The sequence below is a fragment of the Streptococcus sp. VT 162 genome (genome assembly GCA_000688775.2).
Lineage (GTDB): Bacteria > Bacillota > Bacilli > Lactobacillales > Streptococcaceae > Streptococcus.
Map to the genome: position 1 here is coordinate 178,531 of CP007628.2, position 20,673 is coordinate 199,203.

General features: G+C 41.4%; 17 protein-coding genes. 13 read left to right on the forward strand and 4 right to left on the reverse strand.

What is annotated here, in order from left to right; genetic code table 11:
• The first annotated feature begins 7 nt into the window (after nt 1-7).
• From secE to V470_00995, 11 genes are all read left to right on the forward strand, one after another.
• Entirely contained in the window at nt 8-184 is a 177-nt protein-coding gene (gene secE / locus V470_00940) for a preprotein translocase subunit SecE (GenBank protein AHZ47019.1), read from the forward strand.
• Between the two features lie 58 nt (nt 185-242).
• A complete protein-coding gene (locus V470_00945) occupies nt 243-779 on the forward strand; it encodes an antitermination protein NusG (protein AHZ47020.1) in 537 nt (178 codons plus the stop codon).
• A 120-nt stretch (nt 780-899) separates the two neighbouring features.
• Nucleotides 900-1,373 (forward strand): transcriptional regulator, encoded by a 474-nt coding sequence (locus tag V470_00950; protein ID AHZ47021.1) that lies wholly within the window; start codon nt 900-902, stop codon nt 1,371-1,373.
• Between the two features lie 258 nt (nt 1,374-1,631).
• Entirely contained in the window at nt 1,632-6,023 is a 4,392-nt protein-coding gene (gene polC, locus V470_00955; GenBank protein AHZ47022.1) for a DNA polymerase III PolC, read from the forward strand.
• Between the two features lie 151 nt (nt 6,024-6,174).
• Nucleotides 6,175-6,744 carry a Zn peptidase gene (locus V470_00960; GenBank protein AHZ47023.1) on the forward strand — a complete coding sequence of 190 codons (570 nt, stop codon included), beginning with the start codon at nt 6,175-6,177 and terminating at the stop codon, nt 6,742-6,744.
• On the forward strand, nt 6,737-7,843 hold the full coding sequence (locus V470_00965; protein AHZ47024.1) for a hypothetical protein: 1,107 nt from the start codon (nt 6,737-6,739) through the stop codon (nt 7,841-7,843). Before V470_00960 ends, V470_00965 begins: the two co-directional genes overlap by 8 nt.
• A gap of 167 nt (nt 7,844-8,010) precedes the next feature.
• On the forward strand, nt 8,011-9,252 hold the full coding sequence (locus tag V470_00970; GenBank protein AHZ47025.1) for a peptidase M29: 1,242 nt from the start codon (nt 8,011-8,013) through the stop codon (nt 9,250-9,252).
• Between the two features lie 9 nt (nt 9,253-9,261).
• On the forward strand, nt 9,262-9,492 hold the full coding sequence (locus V470_00975; GenBank protein ID AHZ47026.1) for a membrane protein: 231 nt from the start codon (nt 9,262-9,264) through the stop codon (nt 9,490-9,492).
• Nucleotides 9,493-9,725: 233 nt separating this feature from the next.
• Nucleotides 9,726-10,448: a 16S rRNA pseudouridylate synthase gene (locus tag V470_00985; protein ID AHZ47027.1), complete on the forward strand. Its 723-nt coding sequence runs from the start codon at nt 9,726-9,728 to the stop codon at nt 10,446-10,448.
• A 110-nt stretch (nt 10,449-10,558) separates the two neighbouring features.
• Nucleotides 10,559-11,893, forward strand: coding sequence for an aminopeptidase C (locus V470_00990; protein ID AHZ47028.1), 1,335 nt, complete (start codon nt 10,559-10,561; stop codon nt 11,891-11,893).
• A gap of 165 nt (nt 11,894-12,058) precedes the next feature.
• The gene (locus tag V470_00995; GenBank protein AHZ47029.1) at nt 12,059-14,287 is read left to right on the forward strand and encodes an ATPase; all 2,229 of its coding nucleotides are present in this window, start codon (nt 12,059-12,061) and stop codon (nt 14,285-14,287) included.
• Between the two features lie 59 nt (nt 14,288-14,346).
• Here the strand turns inward: V470_00995 and V470_01000 are convergent, their stop codons facing one another.
• The 4 genes from V470_01000 to V470_01015 form a co-directional block, all read right to left on the reverse strand.
• On the reverse strand, nt 14,347-15,258 hold the full coding sequence (locus V470_01000) for a PTS system mannose family transporter subunit IID (protein AHZ47030.1): 912 nt from the start codon (nt 15,256-15,258) through the stop codon (nt 14,347-14,349).
• A gap of 14 nt (nt 15,259-15,272) precedes the next feature.
• Complete coding sequence (locus tag V470_01005; GenBank protein ID AHZ47031.1) at nt 15,273-16,085, reverse strand: PTS mannose transporter subunit IIC; 813 nt, start codon at nt 16,083-16,085, stop codon at nt 15,273-15,275.
• Nucleotides 16,086-16,160: 75 nt separating this feature from the next.
• Nucleotides 16,161-17,150 carry a PTS system mannost-specific transporter subunits IIAB gene (locus tag V470_01010; protein ID AHZ47032.1) on the reverse strand — a complete coding sequence of 330 codons (990 nt, stop codon included), beginning with the start codon at nt 17,148-17,150 and terminating at the stop codon, nt 16,161-16,163.
• Nucleotides 17,151-17,432: 282 nt separating this feature from the next.
• On the reverse strand, nt 17,433-18,245 hold the full coding sequence (locus V470_01015) for an HAD family hydrolase (protein AHZ47033.1): 813 nt from the start codon (nt 18,243-18,245) through the stop codon (nt 17,433-17,435).
• Nucleotides 18,246-18,432: 187 nt separating this feature from the next.
• On the opposite strand from V470_01015, the gene V470_01020 reads away from it, so the two are divergent.
• Nucleotides 18,433-19,851, forward strand: a complete 1,419-nt coding sequence (locus V470_01020) for a guanine permease (protein AHZ47034.1) — start codon at nt 18,433-18,435, stop codon at nt 19,849-19,851.
• A gap of 54 nt (nt 19,852-19,905) precedes the next feature.
• Nucleotides 19,906-20,613: a CAAX protease gene (locus tag V470_01025; GenBank protein ID AHZ47035.1), complete on the forward strand. Its 708-nt coding sequence runs from the start codon at nt 19,906-19,908 to the stop codon at nt 20,611-20,613.
• The last annotated feature ends 60 nt before the right edge of the window (nt 20,614-20,673 follow it).

Consider the following 20,673-nt stretch of genomic DNA (forward strand, 5'->3'; position numbering starts at 1 on the left):
GAGAACGATGGGCTTTATTAAGGATATTTTTAAACTTCTTAAAGAAACAACTTGGCCAACTCGCAAAGAAAGCTGGAGAGATTTTCGCTCTATTATGGAATACACAGCCTTCTTTGTGGTCATCATTTACATTTTTGACCAGTTGATTGTATCAGGTTTGATTCGATTTATTAACATTTTTTAGAAGAAAAGTGGAGAAGTTCTGCTAACTTTCTTCTATCATATGTATGAAAGGAAATATCATGGATAGTTTTGACAAGGGATGGTTTGTTCTACAAACTTATTCTGGCTATGAAAATAAGGTAAAAGAAAATCTATTGCAACGTGCGCAAACATATAACATGTTGGATAATATTCTACGTGTTGAGATTCCAACACAAACCGTGCAAGTTGAGAAAAATGGAAAGAAAAAGGAAGTTGAAGAGAATCGCTTTCCAGGTTATGTCCTTGTAGAAATGGTCATGACCGATGAAGCATGGTTCGTCGTTCGAAACACACCTAACGTAACAGGATTCGTCGGCTCACACGGTAACAGATCAAAACCAACTCCACTTTTGGAACAAGAAATCCGTGATATTCTGGTTTCAATGGGACAAACTGTTCAAGAGTTCGATATTGATGTTGAAGTTGGCCAGACAGTCCGCATCATTGATGGCGCTTTTGCAGACTACACAGGTAAAATTACTGAAATTGATAACAACAAAGTGAAGATGATTATCTCTATGTTTGGTAATGATACGATTGCAGAAGTGAATCTCAACCAAATTGCAGAATTATAACCCCAGAGAGGCTTTGCCTCTCTTTTTATGTGCCGTTGGGGGAGGAAGAAGTATAGAATAGAGGAAGTAGACCCAGTGGCTCGCGCATTTTGCTAAACTAAATGCAGAAAGGAGAGGTCTATGAATCTAAAAGATTTATATGAAGAAAGTAAGGGAATCGTCCATAAGTGTCGCAAAGATTATCATTTGCATCTGTGGGAGAAAGAGGACTGGGATCAGGAAGGCATGTTATGTCTGTATGAGCTGGTGAGTTGCAACCCAGAGTTACTAGAGGGGGAGCGCCATCGACTTTATGTCTGCTTTAAAACAAAGTTTAGAAATCGTATCCTAGATTACATCCGTAAACAGGAAAGCCACAAGCGCCGTTTTGACAAAGAACCCTATGAAGAGGTGAGTGAGATTAGTCATCGTCTAGGAGAAAAAGGACTCAGGCTGGACGATTATTATCTCTTTCACGAACTTCTAAAGAATTACAAATCAAAGCAGAGTATGGAAAAACAAGAGTTAATAGACCGTCTAATGGGAGGAGAAGTCTTTAGAGGACGTAAAGCTCTCCTGAGAGAACTTTCCCTTATCTTTTCAGAATTTCGGTAAAGAGGGAAAAAAGTCCTTGACAAAGGTAAAAAAGTAGGTATAATAGGACCAAGGTGTCGCAGGTTCGAATCCTGTCTTCCCGATTGATTACGAGGATACTTAAGGGTATCTTTTTTTATTTACTAAGGAGATTCTGTGAGTCTTCTTTTTTGTTTACGGAACAAATTTGTGTAAACTAGCAGTGCTTAAGGAATGGTACTAGTCATATATTTTCTTTAATTATGGTAAAATAGTAAGAGAATAATGTGAGGAAAATGAATGTCAAGTAAGTTTGAAATTTTAATGAATCAACTAGGAATCTCTGATCAATTGAGACGGGATCCTGCTCTTGTTGATGCCAGAATTGAGCGTGTTGTGGTTCATAAAATTAGTAAGATTTGGGAATTTCATTTTGTATTTTCTAATATTTTACCGATTGAAATTTTTTTTGAGTTAAAGAAAGGGCTTAGTGAAGAATTTTCTAAAACAGGCAATCGAGCTGTTTTCGAAATCAAGGTTCTCTCTCAAGAATTCTCTAATGAACTCTTACAAGCCTACTATAGAGAGGCTTTTTCTGAAGGTCCATGTGCAAGTCAAGGGTTTAAATCTCTTTACCAGAATTTAAACGTTCGTGCGGAGGGAAATCAACTCATTATTGAAGGTTCAGAGGCGATTGATAAGGAGCACTTTAAGAAGAATCATCTTCCTAATTTGGCAAAGCAACTCGAAAAGTTTGGTTTTCCAGCTTTTGTATGCCAAATAGAAAAGAATGATGCTCTTACTCAAGAGCAGGAGGAAGCCTTCCATACGGAGAATGAACAGATTGTTCAAGCTGCCAATGAGGAAGCGCTCCGGGCTATGGAGCAACTGGAACAGGTGGCTCCTCCTCCAGTAGAAGAGAAGCCAGCCTTTGATTTTCAGGCTAAAAAGGCTGCGGCCAAGCCTAAACTAGATAAGGCTGAAGTTACCCAGATGATCGACGTGACGACTGAGGAAAATCGCCTGGTCTTTGAAGGGGTCGTTTTTGATGTGGAGCATAAGGTGACCAGAACTGGTCGTGTTTTGATCAACTTTAAAATGACAGACTACACTTCAAGTTTTTCAATGCAAAAATGGGTTAAGAATGAAGAAGAGGCTCAGAAGTTTGACATCATTAAGAAGAATTCTTGGCTTCGAGTTCGTGGGAATGTGGAGATGAATAACTTCACACGTGATTTGACCATGAACGTGCAGAATGTGCAGGAAGTTGTTCACTATGAGCGGAAGGATTTGATGCCAGAAGGTGAGCGTCGGGTTGAGTTTCATGCTCATACCAACATGTCGACCATGGATGCTTTACCAGAGGTAGAGGAGATCGTTGCGACAGCTGCTAAGTGGGGACACAAGGCGGTTGCCATCACGGACCATGGAAATGTTCAATCTTTCCCACACGGCTATAAGGCGGCCAAGAAAGCTGGAATCCAGCTGATCTATGGAATGGAAGCCAATATCGTGGAGGACCGTGTCCCTATCGTTTACAACGAAGTGGAGATGGACTTGTCAGAAGCTACCTATGTGGTTTTTGACGTGGAAACGACGGGACTTTCAGCCATCTATAATGATTTGATTCAGGTTGCGGCCTCTAAGATGTACAAGGGGAATGTTATTGCCGAATTTGATGAATTTATCAATCCCGGACATCCCTTATCAGCCTTTACTACTGAGTTGACTGGTATTACAGATGATCATGTCAAAAATGCTAAATCACTGGAACAAGTTTTGCAAGAATTCCAAGAATTTTGCAAGGATACAGTCTTAGTTGCTCACAATGCGACCTTTGACGTTGGCTTTATGAATGCCAACTATGAGCGTCATGGTCTGCCTAAGATTAGCCAGCCAGTTATCGATACGCTGGAGTTTGCTAGAAACCTCTATCCTGAGTATAAACGTCATGGTTTGGGGCCTTTGACCAAGCGTTTTGGTGTAGCACTGGAACACCACCACATGGCCAACTACGATGCGGAAGCTACTGGTCGTCTGCTTTTCATCTTTATCAAAGAGGTAGCAGAAAAACATGGTGTGACTGATTTAGCTAGACTCAACATTGATTTGATTAGTCCAGACTCTTATAAAAAAGCTCGGATCAAGCATGCGACTATTTATGTCAAGAATCAGGTAGGTTTAAAAAATATTTTTAAGCTGGTTTCTTTGTCCAATACCAAGTACTTTGAAGGAGTACCACGGATACCGAGAACGGTTCTAGATGCCCATCGGGAGGGCTTGATTTTGGGGTCGGCTTGCTCCGAGGGCGAAGTTTTTGACGCAGTTGTTTCCCAAGGTGTGGATGCGGCGGTTGAGGTGGCCAAGTATTATGACTTTATCGAGGTCATGCCACCAGCTATCTATGCTCCCTTGATTGCTAAAGAGCAGGTCAAGGATATGGAGGAACTCCAGACTATTATCAAGAGTTTGATAGAAGTGGGAGACCGCCTTGGCAAGCCTGTTCTAGCTACGGGAAATGTCCACTATATCGAACCGGAAGAAGAGATTTACCGTGAAATTATTGTCCGTAGTTTGGGACAGGGGGCTATGATTAACCGGACCATTGGTCACGGTGAACATGCCCAGCCAGCTCCTCTTCCCAAGGCTCATTTTAGAACGACTAATGAGATGTTGGATGAATTTGCTTTCTTGGGAGAAGATTTAGCACGCAAATTAGTCATTGAAAACACCAATGACTTGGCAGATATCTTTGAGCCTGTTGAGGTCGTTAAGGGCGACTTGTACACGCCTTTCATTGACAAGGCTGAAGAAACGGTCGCTGAGCTGACCTATAAGAAAGCTTTTGAGATTTATGGAAATCCGCTGCCAGATATCGTTGATTTGCGGATTGAAAAGGAATTAACTTCTATTTTGGGGAATGGATTTGCCGTGATTTATCTGGCATCGCAGATGCTGGTACAACGTTCCAATGAACGGGGCTACTTGGTGGGTTCTCGTGGATCTGTCGGTTCCAGTTTCGTTGCGACTATGATTGGGATTACGGAGGTTAATCCTCTCTCTCCACACTACGTCTGTGGTCAGTGTCAGTATAGTGAGTTTATCACGGATGGTTCTTACGGTTCAGGTTTTGATATGCCCAATAAGGATTGTCCAAACTGTGGTCATAAACTCAGCAAAAATGGGCAGGATATTCCGTTCGAGACCTTCCTTGGTTTTGATGGAGACAAGGTTCCCGATATTGACTTGAACTTCTCGGGAGAAGACCAGCCTAGCGCCCACTTGGATGTACGTGATATCTTTGGTGAGGAGTATGCCTTCCGTGCGGGAACGGTTGGTACGGTAGCTGCCAAGACTGCCTATGGATTTGTCAAGGGCTATGAGAGAGACTATGGGAAATTTTATCGTGATGCAGAGGTGGAACGTCTTGCCCAAGGTGCTGCCGGTGTCAAGCGGACTACAGGACAACACCCAGGAGGAATCGTTGTTATTCCGAACTACATGGATGTCTACGACTTTACGCCTGTTCAGTATCCAGCGGATGACGTGACGGCTGAATGGCAGACGACTCACTTTAACTTCCACGATATCGATGAGAATGTCCTCAAACTCGATGTGCTGGGACATGATGATCCGACCATGATTCGGAAATTGCAGGACTTGTCTGGGATTGACCCTAATGAAATTCCTATGGATGATGAAGGTGTCATGGCCCTCTTTTCTGGAACTGATGTGCTAGGTGTGACGCCTGAGCAAATCGGTACGCCGACGGGTATGCTGGGGATTCCAGAGTTTGGAACCAACTTTGTACGTGGGATGGTAGACGAGACGCATCCGACGACTTTTGCAGAGTTGCTTCAGCTATCAGGTCTATCCCACGGTACCGATGTGTGGTTGGGAAATGCTCAGGATTTGATCAAGCAAGGGATTGCAGACCTATCAACTGTTATCGGTTGTCGGGACGACATCATGGTTTACCTCATGCATGCTGGTCTTGAACCTAAGATGGCCTTTACCATCATGGAACGGGTACGTAAGGGCTTGTGGTTGAAGATCTCCGAAGAGGAGCGAAATGGCTACATCGAGGCTATGAAGGCTAATAAGGTACCAGAGTGGTATATCGAATCCTGTGGAAAAATCAAGTATATGTTCCCTAAGGCCCATGCGGCAGCCTACGTTATGATGGCCTTGCGTGTAGCCTACTTCAAGGTTCACCATCCCATTTATTATTACTGTGCTTACTTCTCTATCCGTGCCAAGGCCTTTGATATCAAGACCATGGGTGCCGGCTTGGATGCCATCAAACGTAGAATGGAAGAAATCGCTGAAAAACGGAAGAATAATGAAGCCTCTAATGTGGAAATTGACCTCTATACAACTCTTGAGATTGTCAATGAAATGTGGGAACGTGGCTTTAAGTTTGGCAAGTTAGACCTCTATCGTAGTGATGCGACTGAATTCATCATTGATGGAGATACCCTCATCCCACCATTTGTAGCAATGGATGGTCTGGGAGAGAACGTTGCCAAGCAGTTGGTGCGTGCGCGTGAAGAGGGTGAGTTCCTCTCTAAGACAGAACTGCGCAAGCGTGGCGGACTCTCATCAACCTTGGTTGAGAAGATGGATGAAATGGGGATTCTTGGTAATATGCCAGAGGATAACCAGTTGAGTTTGTTTGATGATTTGTTTTAATAAAATAGGAATTTTGAATTACAGATTGAAGGGAAATACCAGACTAAAAGGTATATTTCTTCAATCTGTTTCATTGTAAAAAAAAAATTTATTGCGAATAGTATAGATGAATTATGATATAATAGAGGTGATAGTTATCAGGAGGAAAGCTATGAGTTATAAAGATATATATAGTCCTGAGTTTTTGAAAAAATTTGGAGAATATGAACAAAATATTGCGAATATTCCTTTAGGAACAAGTCAAGAAATAGATGTCAATGCAATAGCTCGGGCATGCGATATTGATGTGAAATTTGATTTTGTTGGGCACTCTGGTTGGAGTATCAATAATGATGAAGAGAACCAACAACGAGAAATTATTGTAAATCAGTTTGAGCCTGAATATAGGCAAAGATTTACTATTGCTCATGAAATTGGACATATTATATTGGGCCATAAAGGGAAATCATATCGAACAGATGATATGACAAAATATAAAAATACTATTGATAGAATGAATGAAGTTGCTGCTAATAATTTTGCGGCAGATTTGATAATGCCTAGAAATTTAGTTATAAGTGTAATAATGGAGTCTATAGCTAATCTAGGGTATTCTGTTGATCAAAGTTTTGATGAATATGATATTTCGGAGATTACTAAATTGGCTGCTGTGACACTCAATGTATCTAAGCAAGCTCTAAGTTACAGACTGGAGAATTTACAGGTATTTATAGATGAATAATTCTAGTGAATGGACAGAAGACTCGTACAATAAAATTTTTCAAAAATATAAATCTGAAGACTATTTTGACGAAGTTGAGATAGTTATAAACTATGTAAAAAATTTAGATGCTCAACCAGATGGGAGAGTATATAAAATTCAATCATTACAGATTGGTGAATACAATGAGCAAAATGATTATTTTAGCGAGTTGAAAAATTTTATTGATCTTTTTAACAATATTTTATTTGGAAATAGTTATCCTGATGATTGGCAGCTGTTTTATGTATATAAGGAATTGTTTCAATTTTGCATTGGTAAAGCTAAGACAGGTAGCTGTAACTATTTTCGAGGGCAATCGCATCATTACGATTTGGTACCTGGTATATTGAGAGGAAATGTCCAAAACTCTTATAGAAAAGAATTCGAATCATTATATTTAAAAATAGCAAATGAGTTTCCCGACAAAGTATCTTACTTTGACTTTAGATCGTCCGATAGCATAGAGCAGAGAGAGTATCAATTATCTTTATTGCAACATTATGGTTTAAAAACAAGTCTCTTAGATATAACAAAAAATCCATATATAGCCATGTTGTTTATGTTGTCAGAACAATTTAATAAATATAAAGAACCAACTATTTATCTTTTTAATATAGATGAACAAGTTCATAGGAAGAAGCATCTATTTACTGAAGTGAAAAAAAGTGAGAAAAATGAACGAATAATAGCGCAACAAGGGGCTTTTTTAAATTTTGATAAGATTTTTAATAATAAATCTTTTGATATAGAAAAAATAACCTGTATAAAAATAGTTTTACATTTTTCAGAAGATTATTATACAAATTATCTAGATGAAGAGAAGAAAAATTTATCAAATATTGAAAAATTAGATGATTCTGATAGCAAGGCTGATTATGAACAATTGTTGGATAGGGAAAAACAGCAAATTCAAAATTCTAAATTGAACTGTTTAAAGTTTATTAAAGATGAGCTTACTCAGAAATTGAGAGAATATTATTATTTTGAAGAGGATTTATTTCCAGATTTTGAGAAGCGAATACAGTATTTATCAGAAAAATATGAGTCAAATGGACAAGAAAAGAAAATCTCAAGCTGACTATATTTCAGTTTGTTTTAAAAAATTTAAATCTGAGGCGATATGATAAGATGTCTGGCTCTTAAAGATATATAAATTTATTTTAAATTGACAGATATAAAGCCATTGCTTTAGCAGGATTATTTTCTGCTTTGAAGGAAAAATAACAAAAGAAAAGGAAGAATAGAATGGTTTTACCAAATTTTAAAGAAAATCTAGAAAAATATGCGAAATTATTGGTTGCGAACGGAATTAACGTGCAACCTGGTCACACTTTGGCTCTTTCTATCGATGTGGAGCAACGTGAGTTGGCGCATTTGATCGTGAAAGAAGCTTATGCCTTGGGTGCACATGAGGTCATCGTTCAGTGGACAGATGATGTGATCAACCGTGAGAAATTCCTCCACGCGCCGATGGAGCGTCTGGACAATGTGCCAGAATACAAGATTGCTGAGATGAACTATCTCTTGGAGAATAAGGCTAGCCGTCTCGGTGTCCGTTCTTCTGATCCAGGTGCCTTGAACGGAGTGGATGCGGACAAGCTTTCAGCTTCTGCAAAAGCGATGGGACTCGCTATGAAGCCGATGCGCATCGCAACTCAATCCAACAAGGTTAGTTGGACTGTAGCAGCTGCAGCAGGGCTTGAGTGGGCCAAGAAGGTCTTTCCAAATGCTGCGAGCGATGAAGAAGCAGTTGATCTTCTTTGGGATCAAATCTTCAAAACTTGCCGTGTCTATGAAGAAGATCCAGTTAAGGCTTGGGAAGAACATGCAGCCATTCTTAAGAGTAAGGCAGAAATGCTTAATAAAGAGCAATTTTCAGCCCTTCACTACACAGCGCCGGGAACTGATTTGACACTTGGTTTACCTAAGAACCACGTTTGGGAATCAGCTGGTGCTATCAATGCACAGGGAGAAGGATTCTTACCAAATATGCCAACAGAAGAAGTCTTTACGGCGCCTGACTTCCGTCGTGCAGATGGCTATGTAACCTCTACAAAACCACTTAGCTACAACGGAAATATCATCGAAGGCATTAAAGTAACCTTCAAGGATGGTCAAATCGTAGACATTACTGCTGCAAAAGGTGATCAGGTCATGAAAGACCTTGTCTTTGAAAATGCTGGTGCGCGTTCCTTGGGTGAATGTGCCTTGGTACCAGATCCAAGCCCAATTTCTCAGTCAGGGATTACCTTCTTTAACACTCTTTTCGATGAGAATGCTTCAAACCACTTGGCTATCGGCGCAGCCTATGCGACCAGCATTGTTGGTGGGGCAGAGATGAGCGAAGAGGAGCTTGAAGCTGCAGGACTGAACCGTTCAGATGTTCACGTGGACTTTATGATTGGGTCGAGTCAAATGGATATCGATGGTATCCGTGAGGATGGAACACGTGTACCACTCTTCCGCAATGGAGACTGGGCAATTTAAGGAGAAGCTATGCTTGGAAGTATGTTTGTTGGTCTCCTAGTGGGACTCTTGGCAGGTGCTTTGACCAATCGTGGAGAAAGTATGGGATGCTTTGGGAAAATGTTTCTCGGCTGGATTGGTGCTTCTTTGGGGCACCTGCTCTTTGGGACTTGGGGTCCAAACCTAGCGGGGATAGCTATTGTTCCAGCTGTTTTAGGTGCTATGGTTGTCTTAGCTATTTTCTGGAGACGAGGAAGTTAGTTTCTTAAATCTGATACTCAATGAAAATCAAAGAGCAAACTAGGAAACTAGCCGCAGGCCGCTCAAAGCACTGCTTTGCGGTTGTAGATAGAACTGACGAAGTCAGCTCAAAACACTGTTTTGAGGTTGCAGATGGACGTTGACGCGGTTTGAAGAGATTTTTGAAGAGTATGAAAAGAAAAGGAGGTTGGTCACTTGGGTCAGCCTCCTTTTGAGTATGATATAATAGTTCTATGAGATTAGATAAATTTTTAGTTGCCTGTGCTGTGGGGAGTCGGACAGAAGTCAAAAACTTGCTCAAGGCTGGGCGGGTGACGGTAAATGGTAAAAAAGAAAAGTCAGCTAAACTGCAGATCAATGAGGAAAGAGATGAGATTCGCTTTGATGGCCAAGTGCTGGAGTACGAGGAGTTTGTCTACTACATGATGAACAAGCCCCAAGGAGTCATTTCAGCGACTGAGGATTCTATACACAGAACGGTGTTGGACTTGTTGGATGATATTGCTCGGACCAAGGAAGTTTTTCCAGTAGGGCGCTTGGATATCGATACGCATGGCCTCCTGCTCTTGACCAATGATGGCCAGCTGGCTCATGCTCTTCTTTCACCAAAACGTCATGTGGATAAGACCTATCTGGCACAAGTCGAGGGAATTATGACCCAAGAAGATGTGGAGACATTTGTCAAGGGCATTCCGCTTAAGGACTTTACCTGCCAGCCAGCTAAGCTGGAGATTGTGTCGGTAGATTCAGTAAAGAATCAAAGTTTGGTTCGTGTGACCATTGCTGAAGGGAAGTTCCATCAAGTCAAGCGTATGGTGGCCTACTGTGGTAAGGAAGTGGTGGACTTACAACGTTTGACGATGGGAACTCTAGCCTTGGATGAGAACTTAGAACGAGGAGAATGGCGCCGCCTGACCAAGGAGGAATTAGAGGAGCTCCTTGCTAGTATTGCTTAGTTTCGATTATGTTAGAAAAGGTGAGGAGAATGTCCTTGCCTTTTTAAGTTTTTCGGTTGCTTCCTTTGTGAAAAGAGTTATAATAGACAGTAGAATAAAAGGAGGAATCTATGAACGCGATTCAAGAATCATTTACAGATAAATTATTTGCTAACTATGAAGCAAATGTTAAATACCAAGCGATCGAAAATGCTGCCAGCCATAACGGAATTTTTGCAGCCCTAGAACGTCGCCAAAGCCATGTAGACAATACACCTGTTTTCTCATTGGATTTGACCAAGGATAAGGTAACCAACCAGAAAGCATCTGGTCGCTGCTGGATGTTTGCAGCTCTCAACACCTTCCGCCACAAACTTATCTCTCAATACAAGCTTGAGAACTTTGAATTGTCACAGGCTCACACTTTCTTCTGGGACAAGTATGAGAAATCAAACTGGTTCTTGGAGCAAGTGATTGCTACTGCAGACCAAGAATTGACGAGCCGCAAGGTTAGCTTCCTACTCCAAACACCTCAACAAGACGGTGGTCAGTGGGATATGGTAGTGTCCCTCTTTGAGAAATACGGTGTCGTGCCCAAGTCTGTTTACCCTGAGTCTATCTCATCTAGCAACAGCCGTGAGCTCAATGCAATTCTTAACAAATTGCTTCGCCAAGATGCTCAAATCTTGCGTGACTTGCTCGCTTCTGGTGCAGACCAAGCGACTGTTCAAGCTAAGAAAGAAGACCTCTTGCAAGAAATCTTTAACTTCCTTGCTATGTCACTAGGTCTTCCACCACGTAAATTTGACTTTGCTTATCGCGATAAGGATGATAACTACCAAAGCGAAAAGGGTATCACACCACAAGAGTTTTACAGGAAATATGTCAATCTTCCTCTAGAAGACTACGTTTCTGTTATCAATGCTCCAACTGCTGACAAGCCTTACGGCAAATCTTACACAGTTGAGATGTTAGGAAATGTGGTTGGTAGCCGTGCAGTTCGCTACATCAACGTTCCAATGGAACGCTTGAAAGAATTGGCGATTGCCCAAATGCAAACAGGAGAAACTGTTTGGTTTGGTTCAGATGTCGGCCAACTTAGCAACCGCAAAGCTGGAATCCTTGCGACAGATGTTTATGACTTTGAATCAAGCATGGATATTCAACTCACTCAAGACAAGGCTGGACGTTTGGACTACAGCGAAAGCTTGATGACCCACGCCATGGTCTTGACAGGTGTGGATTTGGATGAAAATGGCAAGTCAACCAAGTGGAAGGTTGAAAACTCATGGGGAGACAAGGTCGGTACAGATGGTTACTTCGTTGCCTCAGATGCTTGGATGGATGAATACACTTACCAAATCGTTGTCCGTAAAGAATTACTAACAGCAGAAGAACGAGCTGCTTATGAAGCAGAACCAATCGTACTTGCACCATGGGATCCAATGGGTGCCTTGGCAGAATAAAGTATAAAGAAAAGAGGTTAGGGAAATCCTAGCTTCTTTTTTAAGTCCTTCTTGAAGTGGCGATAGATGATGCTTGCCAAGGGAGTTCTTCCTATTTTGAGTCTTTAAGTGACAGAGAAAAAGATATGTGTTACTATAGTAGTACAAAAGGATATCGGAGTAGAAATGAAGTATTTAAGCAGTCAAGACATCAAGAATCGTCAACGAAACATCAGCGATATTAAACCCTATAAAACAACCAAGGAAATCGTCGTTTCAAATATCTTTACCTTCTTTAATGCCATGAACTTGGCTCTGGCAGTTCTGGTAGCCACAACCTTGCGATTTGAAAATATGCTCTTTTTAGGTGTGATTGCTATCAATACAGCCATTGGGATTTTCCAAGAAGTGCGTTCAAAAAATGCTCTAGAAAAGCTAAGTTTGCTTGGTAAAAGTAAGTACAGAGTCAACCGAGATGGCCAAACGATTGAGATTGATCCAGAGGACATCGTTCTAGGCGAGTACCTGCATCTCAATCTGGGAGATCAGGTGCCTGTCGATGCAGAAGTCCTTGAAGGGAATATTGAAGTTGATGAGTCCTTGCTGACGGGTGAAAGTGATTCGGTCTTTAAAACAGTTGGTGACAAGCTGATGAGTGGAAGCAATGTCGTCAGCGGTACTTGTCTGGTCACGGCGACAGCTGTGGGTCCCGATAGTTATATCAACAAGCTCGCAAAATCCAGCAAGGAATTCAAAAAATACCCTTCTCAACTGCGCGATTATATGGATAAGATTTTAAAAATCGTTTCTATCTTGCTGGTGCCAGTTGCCATTCTGCTCTATGTCAGAGGTTTTAGTCTAGGACGGACTTATGTTGAAATCGTCTTGGGAAGTTCAGGTGCCTTGGTCGGCATGATTCCAGAGGGCTTGATTCTCCTAGTTAGTGTGTCCCTAGCAGTAGCAGCCATGAAGCTGGCTAAAAAGAAGGTTCTAGTGCAGGAACTATACTGTGTGGAAACTTTGGCGCGAGTAGATGTTCTTTGTTTTGATAAGACAGGTACCATCACGACTGGTAATATGAAGGTCCAAGAAATGAATGCTAATGTGGCAGAGAAACTATCTTCTTATCTGGCTTATTTCGAGGATGAAAATGCAACTTCCCGAGCTCTGAAGACTTACTTAACCTGTGAGAAAAAGTGGGAAGTTCAAGAAGTTGGTGCCTTTTCAAGTAAAAATAAGTATTCCTTTGTCCAAGTAAAAGACAGTGGGACCTATTTCTTCGGAGCCTATGAATTTCTAGGCTTTACCCAGCCGATGGATGCCTACTATGAGCATCTGAAACAGCAAGGTTTTCGAATCTTAACACTCGCTCATAGCAAGGACCAGATTACTAGTCCAGCTAATATGGAACTACTAGGCCACGTCGTTTTGTCAGATGAGATTAAGGACAATACCAAGGAAACCTTTGACTATTTCGAATCTCAAGGTGTTGAAGTGAAGATTATCAGTGGTGATAATCATGTGGCTGTATATGGGGTGGCTCGTAAGGCAGGTTTTAAGGAAGAAGCGCGGGCTATTGATATGACCAAGGTGAGCGATGATGACTTTGAAAGAGTGGTCTTGGAACACGAAATATTTGGACGTGTGACACCTGAACAGAAGCAAAAGATGGTATCTATTTTGCAAAATGCTGGTAAAACAGTTGCCATGAGTGGTGATGGAGTCAATGATGTTCTGGCTCTCAAGAAAGCAGATATTAGTTTTGCCATGAAGGGGGCTACGAGTGCAGCCAAAAGTGTATCCAATATTGTTTTTCTCACAGATGACTTTGCAGTATTTTATGATATCTTGATGGAAGGACGCCGGGTCATTAACAACATCCAAAAGGTAGCCTCTCTTTTTCTAACAAAGACCTTCTTCTCCATCGTTTTTGCCATTTTGAGTGTGGTATTTGGTTTGGAATTTGCCTTTATCCCCATTCAGTTTACAATCATTTCAGCCATTACGATTGGGATTCCATCCTTCTTCCTGACTTTTGAGTCCAATAAAGAAAAGGTTAGCACTCACTTTATGAGAGATATCCTAACCAACGCGGCGATTGGTGGTGGCGTTCTGGTTGCTAGTGTTCTTTTGACCAATTTCTTTATCACTGTCCCAGGTCAGGTCAAATTTATTTGCTTCCTCCTTGCCCTGATCAATGGTCTGTGTCTAGTTGCCAAGGTCAGCTTGCCTTTTAATCGATACAAGATGCTTTTGCTCACGTTTTTGAGCCTTGCAGCCCTTGTTGGTGTACTTGCCAATACTTTTATCCTACAGGGAGCTTTTGTGCCTTTAGAAGCCAAACAGCTACTCTATGTTGCCATACTAGCAGTGGTGATTGGGTGCTTTCATTATCTTACTAGGAGAAAAAGTTGATACATAAAAAGAATCAGGTTTAATCCTGATTCTTTTTTGTTTATATATTCTCACCGAGATTACATGATACCGAAGAAACGAGCTGCGATACCAACTGCAAAGAGGGCAAGGATGATTGTGATTGGAGATACTTTTTTCTTAAGCAACCACATGCAAAGGAAAGTAAGGAGAAGTCCCATCAATCCTGGAATCAATGAGTCCAACTGACCTTGAAGCGTTTGTGGTTGAACTCTATCTAGGCTCATACCACTAAGCGCTTGACCAAGAATGCCCTTCAACTCAGCTCCTGTAACAGGACCTTCTGGGAAGTTGATGTAGGCACCTTCTGACAATTGTTTGCCTGGAAGGTTGATAGTGAAGTTGATGGATACCCAACGTTGTACAAGAACGGCAAGGATGAACATACCAAGGATAGAAGCACCTTTAGTGATGTCTTTCAAGATACCACCAGACATGTCTTTAGTGATCTCAGATCCAGCTTTGTAACCGAACTCTTGTGTATACCATAGGAAGGCCATACGGATAGCATTCCATCCAAAGAAGAAGAGAAGGGGACCAACAATGTTACCAGATGCAGCAAGTGATGCACCAAGGGCTCCAAGGATAGGACGAACTGTAAACCAGAATACTGGGTCACCGATACCAGCAAGAGGTCCCATCATACCGATTTTAACCCCTTGGATAGCCGCGTCATCGATTTCTACACCGTTAGCGCGCTCTTCTTCAAGTGCAAGAGTAACCCCCATGATAGGAGCAGCTACGTATGGGTGAGTGTTGAAGAACTCAAGGTGACGCTCAAGAGCAGCCGCTTGGTCTTCTTTTTTAGTGTATAATTTTTTGATAGCTGGGATTAATGAGTAAGCCCAACCCAAGTTTTGCATACGTTCGTAGTTCCAAGAACCTTGAAGGAATTGTGAACGCCACCAAACTTTTTGACGATCTGATTTTGATAATTGAATTTTTTCAGCCATGATTGTTCCCCTTTCTAGTAGTCTTCTAGGATATCACCGATTGGGTCGTTAGAAGTCGCAGCTCCGCCGCCACCGTTTCCACCTTGTTTTGTAAGGTTAAGGTAGATGAAGGCAAGGGCAACACCGATGACACCAAGGGCAATCAAAGTCAATTGAGAGATAGCTGCAAGAGCAAAACCGATAGCGAAGAATGGCCATACTTCACGAGTTGCCATCATGTTGATAACCATAGCGTAACCAACGGCAACGACCATAGCACCACCGACAGCCATACCACCGTTCAACCAGTCTGGCATCAAACCAAGAGCGTCTTGAACAGCAGAAGCTGGGATAGCGATAAGGAAGGCAGCAGGGATTGCAATACGAAGACCTTGAAGAAGAAGTGCAACAAAGTGAGCACGCTCAACAGCTGCAATGTTTCCGTCTTTAGCAGCAGCATCAGCTGAGTGAACTAAGGCAACTGAGATTGTACGAACAATCATTGTCAAGAAAAGTCCAGCTACAGCAAGAGGGATAGCTGTTGCCGTTGCAACGGCGATACCATCAGTAGTAAAGTTACCACCTTTGATCAAGATGATTGCTGCAGCAACAGATGCAAGAGCAGCGTCAGGAGCTACGGCAGCTCCGATGTTTGCCCAACCAAGGGCGATCATTTGAAGAGATCCACCAAGCATAACCCCTGCTTCGAGGTTACCAGTTGCAAGTCCGATAAGGGTACATGCGACGATTGGTTGATGGAATTGGAATTGGTCGAGGATACCTTCAAGACCTGCAAGGAAGGCAACAACTACAACCAAGATAGCAGAAATGATTGAAATATCTGACATGGTTTTATTCCTTTTCTATTTAGTTTTAATAAAGTATTTAATCCTGTTTTCAAAAATGATAGAAACAGATTAACATTATTGAACGTTTGCTTTCTTAATCAAGTCAAACAAATCTTTTTTCGTGTCGTTTGGTACTTTACGTACATCAAATTCAACACCGAGGTCACGCATTTTTTCAAAGGTTGCAACGTCTTCTTTGTCCATAGACAAAACGTTGTTAATCATTGTCTTACCTGTTGAGTGAGCCATAGAACCAACGTTAAGGGTCTTGATTGGCACGCCACCTTCGATAGCACGAAGTGCATCTTGTGGAGTTTCAAACAAGATAAGGGCATGAGTTTCTCCGAAACGTGGGTCTTTTGCAACGTCGATCAATTTCTGGATTGGGACAACGTTAGCTTTTACTCCGTTAGGAGCAGCTTGCTTGATCAATTCTTTACGCAATTCGTCGTTTGCAACGTTATCTGAAGCAACGATGATACGGTCTGCTTTTGAATCTGGTGTCCAAGCAGTTGCGACTTGTCCATGAAGGAGACGAGTGTCTAGACGAGCAAGGTTGATTTTCAGTTTACCGTCACCGATAACTGTTCCTTCTGGAATAGCAGCTTGTGCAACTGGAGCAGCTGCAGCAGTTGCAACTTCCTCAACTGGGTTAAGCTCTTCTGGAAGAGCCTTGATGCCATCTTTGGCTTCTTTAATGATATTCGCAGCGACTTTATCCACACCTGCATTCGCGTCCATAAGGCGCTCTGTGTAGGCTTGGATCAACATCGGCAAGTTCAGTCCTGTGATGATGGCAAACTTACGTTCTGGATTTTCTCCCATTACGCGGCTAGCTTGGTTGAATGGAGATCCACTCCAAAGGTCAGCCAATACTAGAACCTCATCTTCTGCGTCAAATGCAGCCACAGCGTTGTTGAATTTAGCGTAAAGGTCATCTGGACCTTCATTTGGCATAAAGGTCACAACTTGAACCTTTTCTTGTTCACCAAAGATCATAGATCCTGACTGATGAATACCCGCAGCAAATTCGCCGTGGCTCGCAATAATGATTCCGATACTCATTATTGTCATTCCTCCTTATAAAATGTTTGACTGTATGTTTAAGAAAACTTTAAGCCTAACTTTAAGTATAAACCGTTTTCATATAAAAATCAACTACTTTTTCTAAAAAGATGTAAAAGTTTTCATAGAATGACTTTTTAAAAATATTAATATATCAATGCTTTTGAGAGATAAATGAAAATGGTAATAGAAAATTTAATATAAAAATACAGAAAATGAGCTGCTTTTGTGAAAACAGAATGAAAACAAAAAGGAAAGATTGCACCCCTGCAATCTTTCCTTTTATAGGAACAAATTTTGTAAAGCGTGGGCAACTCCATCTTCTTCGTTGGTCAGAGGAAGTTGTTCGTCTGCATATGGAAGAAGAGCAGGATTGGCGTTTTTCATAGCATATCCCTTGCCTGCAAATGCCAACATTTCAGTGTCATTATGCTCATCACCAAAGGCGATCAAGTCTTTTTTATCACGATTCATCACATTGAGCAAGTACTCTAGAGCAAAGGCCTTGTTTACCCCCTTGGGAGTACACTCGAGGATGTTGAGGGGCCCGCCCCAGGTATTGATAGCTAGTTGGTGCTGATAAAAACGATTCATCTCGTCCGCTAAAGCGTATTTGTCTTCAGCCCTTGTTTGCAAGAGGATGCAGTTGGGATCTTTGGTTACTCGTTCGGGCTTGAATTGATTTTCCGGCCGGAAGTTCTCTACGCCAAATAGTTTAGGGTCTGCAATTTCCTCATTCGGAGTCGTGATATAGAATTTTTTTCGGTATTCTCCTGCAATAAAATCAGCCTGGATGTCTTCCGTGCGCTTGACCATGTCTAGGAGGTATTTTTTGTCCAAGGTTAAACATTTTTCATGCGCCCAAGCCTGTCCTGGTAGATGGGTAAGAGAACCATTAAAGTTAATCATGGGAGTATGCAATTCTAGCTCACGATAGAAGTCTTTTGCCATACGATACGGACGGCCTGTCGTGATGATGACATGGTGTCCTTTTTCTGAAATTTTTTTGATCGTCTCTTTGGTGAAATCGGAGAGCTTGCTTTCACTATTTAGCAGGGTTCCGTCCAAATCGACTGCGATAATTTTTTTAGTCATATAAACCTTCCTAGTCGTTTCCAGATAAGATGTCTACTATTATATCAAAAAGAAGGAAGAAAAGCAGATAAGAACAAAAACTACAGTTGCTTTGATTTATTAAATAAATCAAACAAACATATTGAAAAGGTGAATGATAAATGATATAATACTAATATTGTTCGTAAAAAACAAAAGGAGATTAAAGATGGACAAACTATTTAAACTAAAAGAGCACGGGACAGATGTCCGTACAGAGGTGCTTGCTGGTTTAACAACATTCTTTGCAATGAGTTATATTCTCTTTGTAAACCCTCAAATGCTTTCACAAACAGGAATGCCTGTTCAAGGTGTATTCTTGGCAACAATCATCGGTTCTGTTGTGGGAACTTTGATGATGGCTTTCTATGCTAACTTGCCATATGCACAAGCACCAGGTATGGGACTAAATGCCTTCTTCACCTTTACAGTTGTATTTGGAATGGGCTATACTTGGAAAGAAGCTCTTGGTATGGTCTTCATCTGTGGAATTATTTCACTGATTATTACCTTGACAAATGTTCGTAAAATGATCATCGAATCTATTCCTACAACACTTCGTTCAGCTATTTCGGCTGGTATTGGTGTTTTCCTTGCCTATGTTGGGATTAAGAATGCCGGTCTCTTGAAATTCTCAATCGATCCAGGTACTTATACGGTAGCAGGTGAAGGAGCGGACAAGGCTCAAGCTGCACTTACTGCAAACTCAGCAGCTGTTCCAGGATTGGTAGACTTCAATACTCCAGCAGTATTGGTGGCTCTTGCAGGTCTGGCTATTACCATCTTCTTTGTTGTTAAAGGCATCAAGGGTGGAATTATTCTTTCTATTTTAACAACGACTGTCCTTGCCATTGCTGTTGGTGTTGTCAAATTATCAGGGATTGACTTTGCTAGCAACAATCTTTCAGCAGCGGTTAATGATTTAGGAACTTTGTTTGGTGCTGCTCTTGGTTCAGAAGGTTTAGGATCTTTGATTTCAAACACTTCACGTTTACCAGAAACCTTGATGGCTATTCTTGCCTTCTCACTAACGGATATTTTTGATACAATCGGTACTCTTATCGGTACTGGTGAAAAAGTTGGTATCGTTGCGACAAGTGGGGAAAACCATGAGTCCGCTAAATTGGACAAGGCTCTATACTCTGACTTGGTGGCAACTTCGGTAGGTGCCATTGCAGGTACTTCAAACGTCACAACCTATGTTGAGTCTGCGGCGGGTATCGGTGCTGGTGGACGTACTGGGTTGACAGCCCTAGTGGTTGCGATCTGTTTTGCTCTATCTAGCTTCTTTAGCCCACTTCTAGCGATTGTTCCGACAGCTGCAACAGCACCAATTTTGATCATCGTCGGAATCATGATGCTTTCTAACTTGAAAAATATCCCTTGGGATGATATGGCTGAAGCGGTTCCTGCCTTCTTCACTTCTATCTTTATGGGATTTAGCTACTCTATCACACAAGGGATTGCTGTTGGTTTCTTGACATACACCTTGACAAAAGTTGTCAAAGGTCAAGCCAAGGATGTGCACGTGATGATTTGGATTTTGGATGCCTTGTTTATCCTTAACTATATCAGTATGGCGCTATAAATGGTATAATAGAAAAAGGGGAGTCTCCCCTTTTTAATTATAAGGAGGTACATCATGAAAGATAAGACGGTTTGGCAAGAGGTTTTAAACAGAGGGAAATGGGTGCTCATCCTTTTGGTAGCTTTTGTTCTATCTCAATTTCCCATAGGACTTGCTTTGTTTTTAGCAAACAAACAGTTTCCGATTTTACAGTCAGGGCTCTTAGTTGGTGCCCTATCCATAGTCGTTTTGATTGTATTCATTATTGGTGCACGAAAAACACAACTTGCTACTTTTAATCTATCCTTTTTTAAGGCAAAAGACTTGGCTCGCTTGGTACTGAGTTATCTGGTGATTTTTGCGACAAATCTCTTGGGTTCACTCCTGCTTCGACTAACAAATGAGGCAACAACCAGTAACCAATCAATACTGAATGGTTTGGTTCAGAATAGTTCTTTGATTTCAACTTTCTTCCTATTAGTCTTGATTGCGCCGATTTGTGAAGAAATTTTGTGTCGTGGGATTATTCCAAAAAAGATCTTCCGTGGAAAAGAAAAACTTGGCTTTGTTGTTGGTGCAATTGTCTTTGCCTTGCTCCATATGCCAACCAATCTACCTTCTGTGATTATTTATGGAGGAATGTCAACGGTTTTGACTTGGACAGCCTATAAGACTGAGCGTTTAGAGATGTCCATTTTGCTTCATATGATTCTCAATGGTATTGCATTTTGTTTGTTGGCCTTATTGGTATTGATTAGTAGAAATCTAGGTCTATCATTCTAAACCATTGGCCTACTTGGAAAAGATGAATACTAAAGTGTCCATCTTTTTTCTTTTTATGGT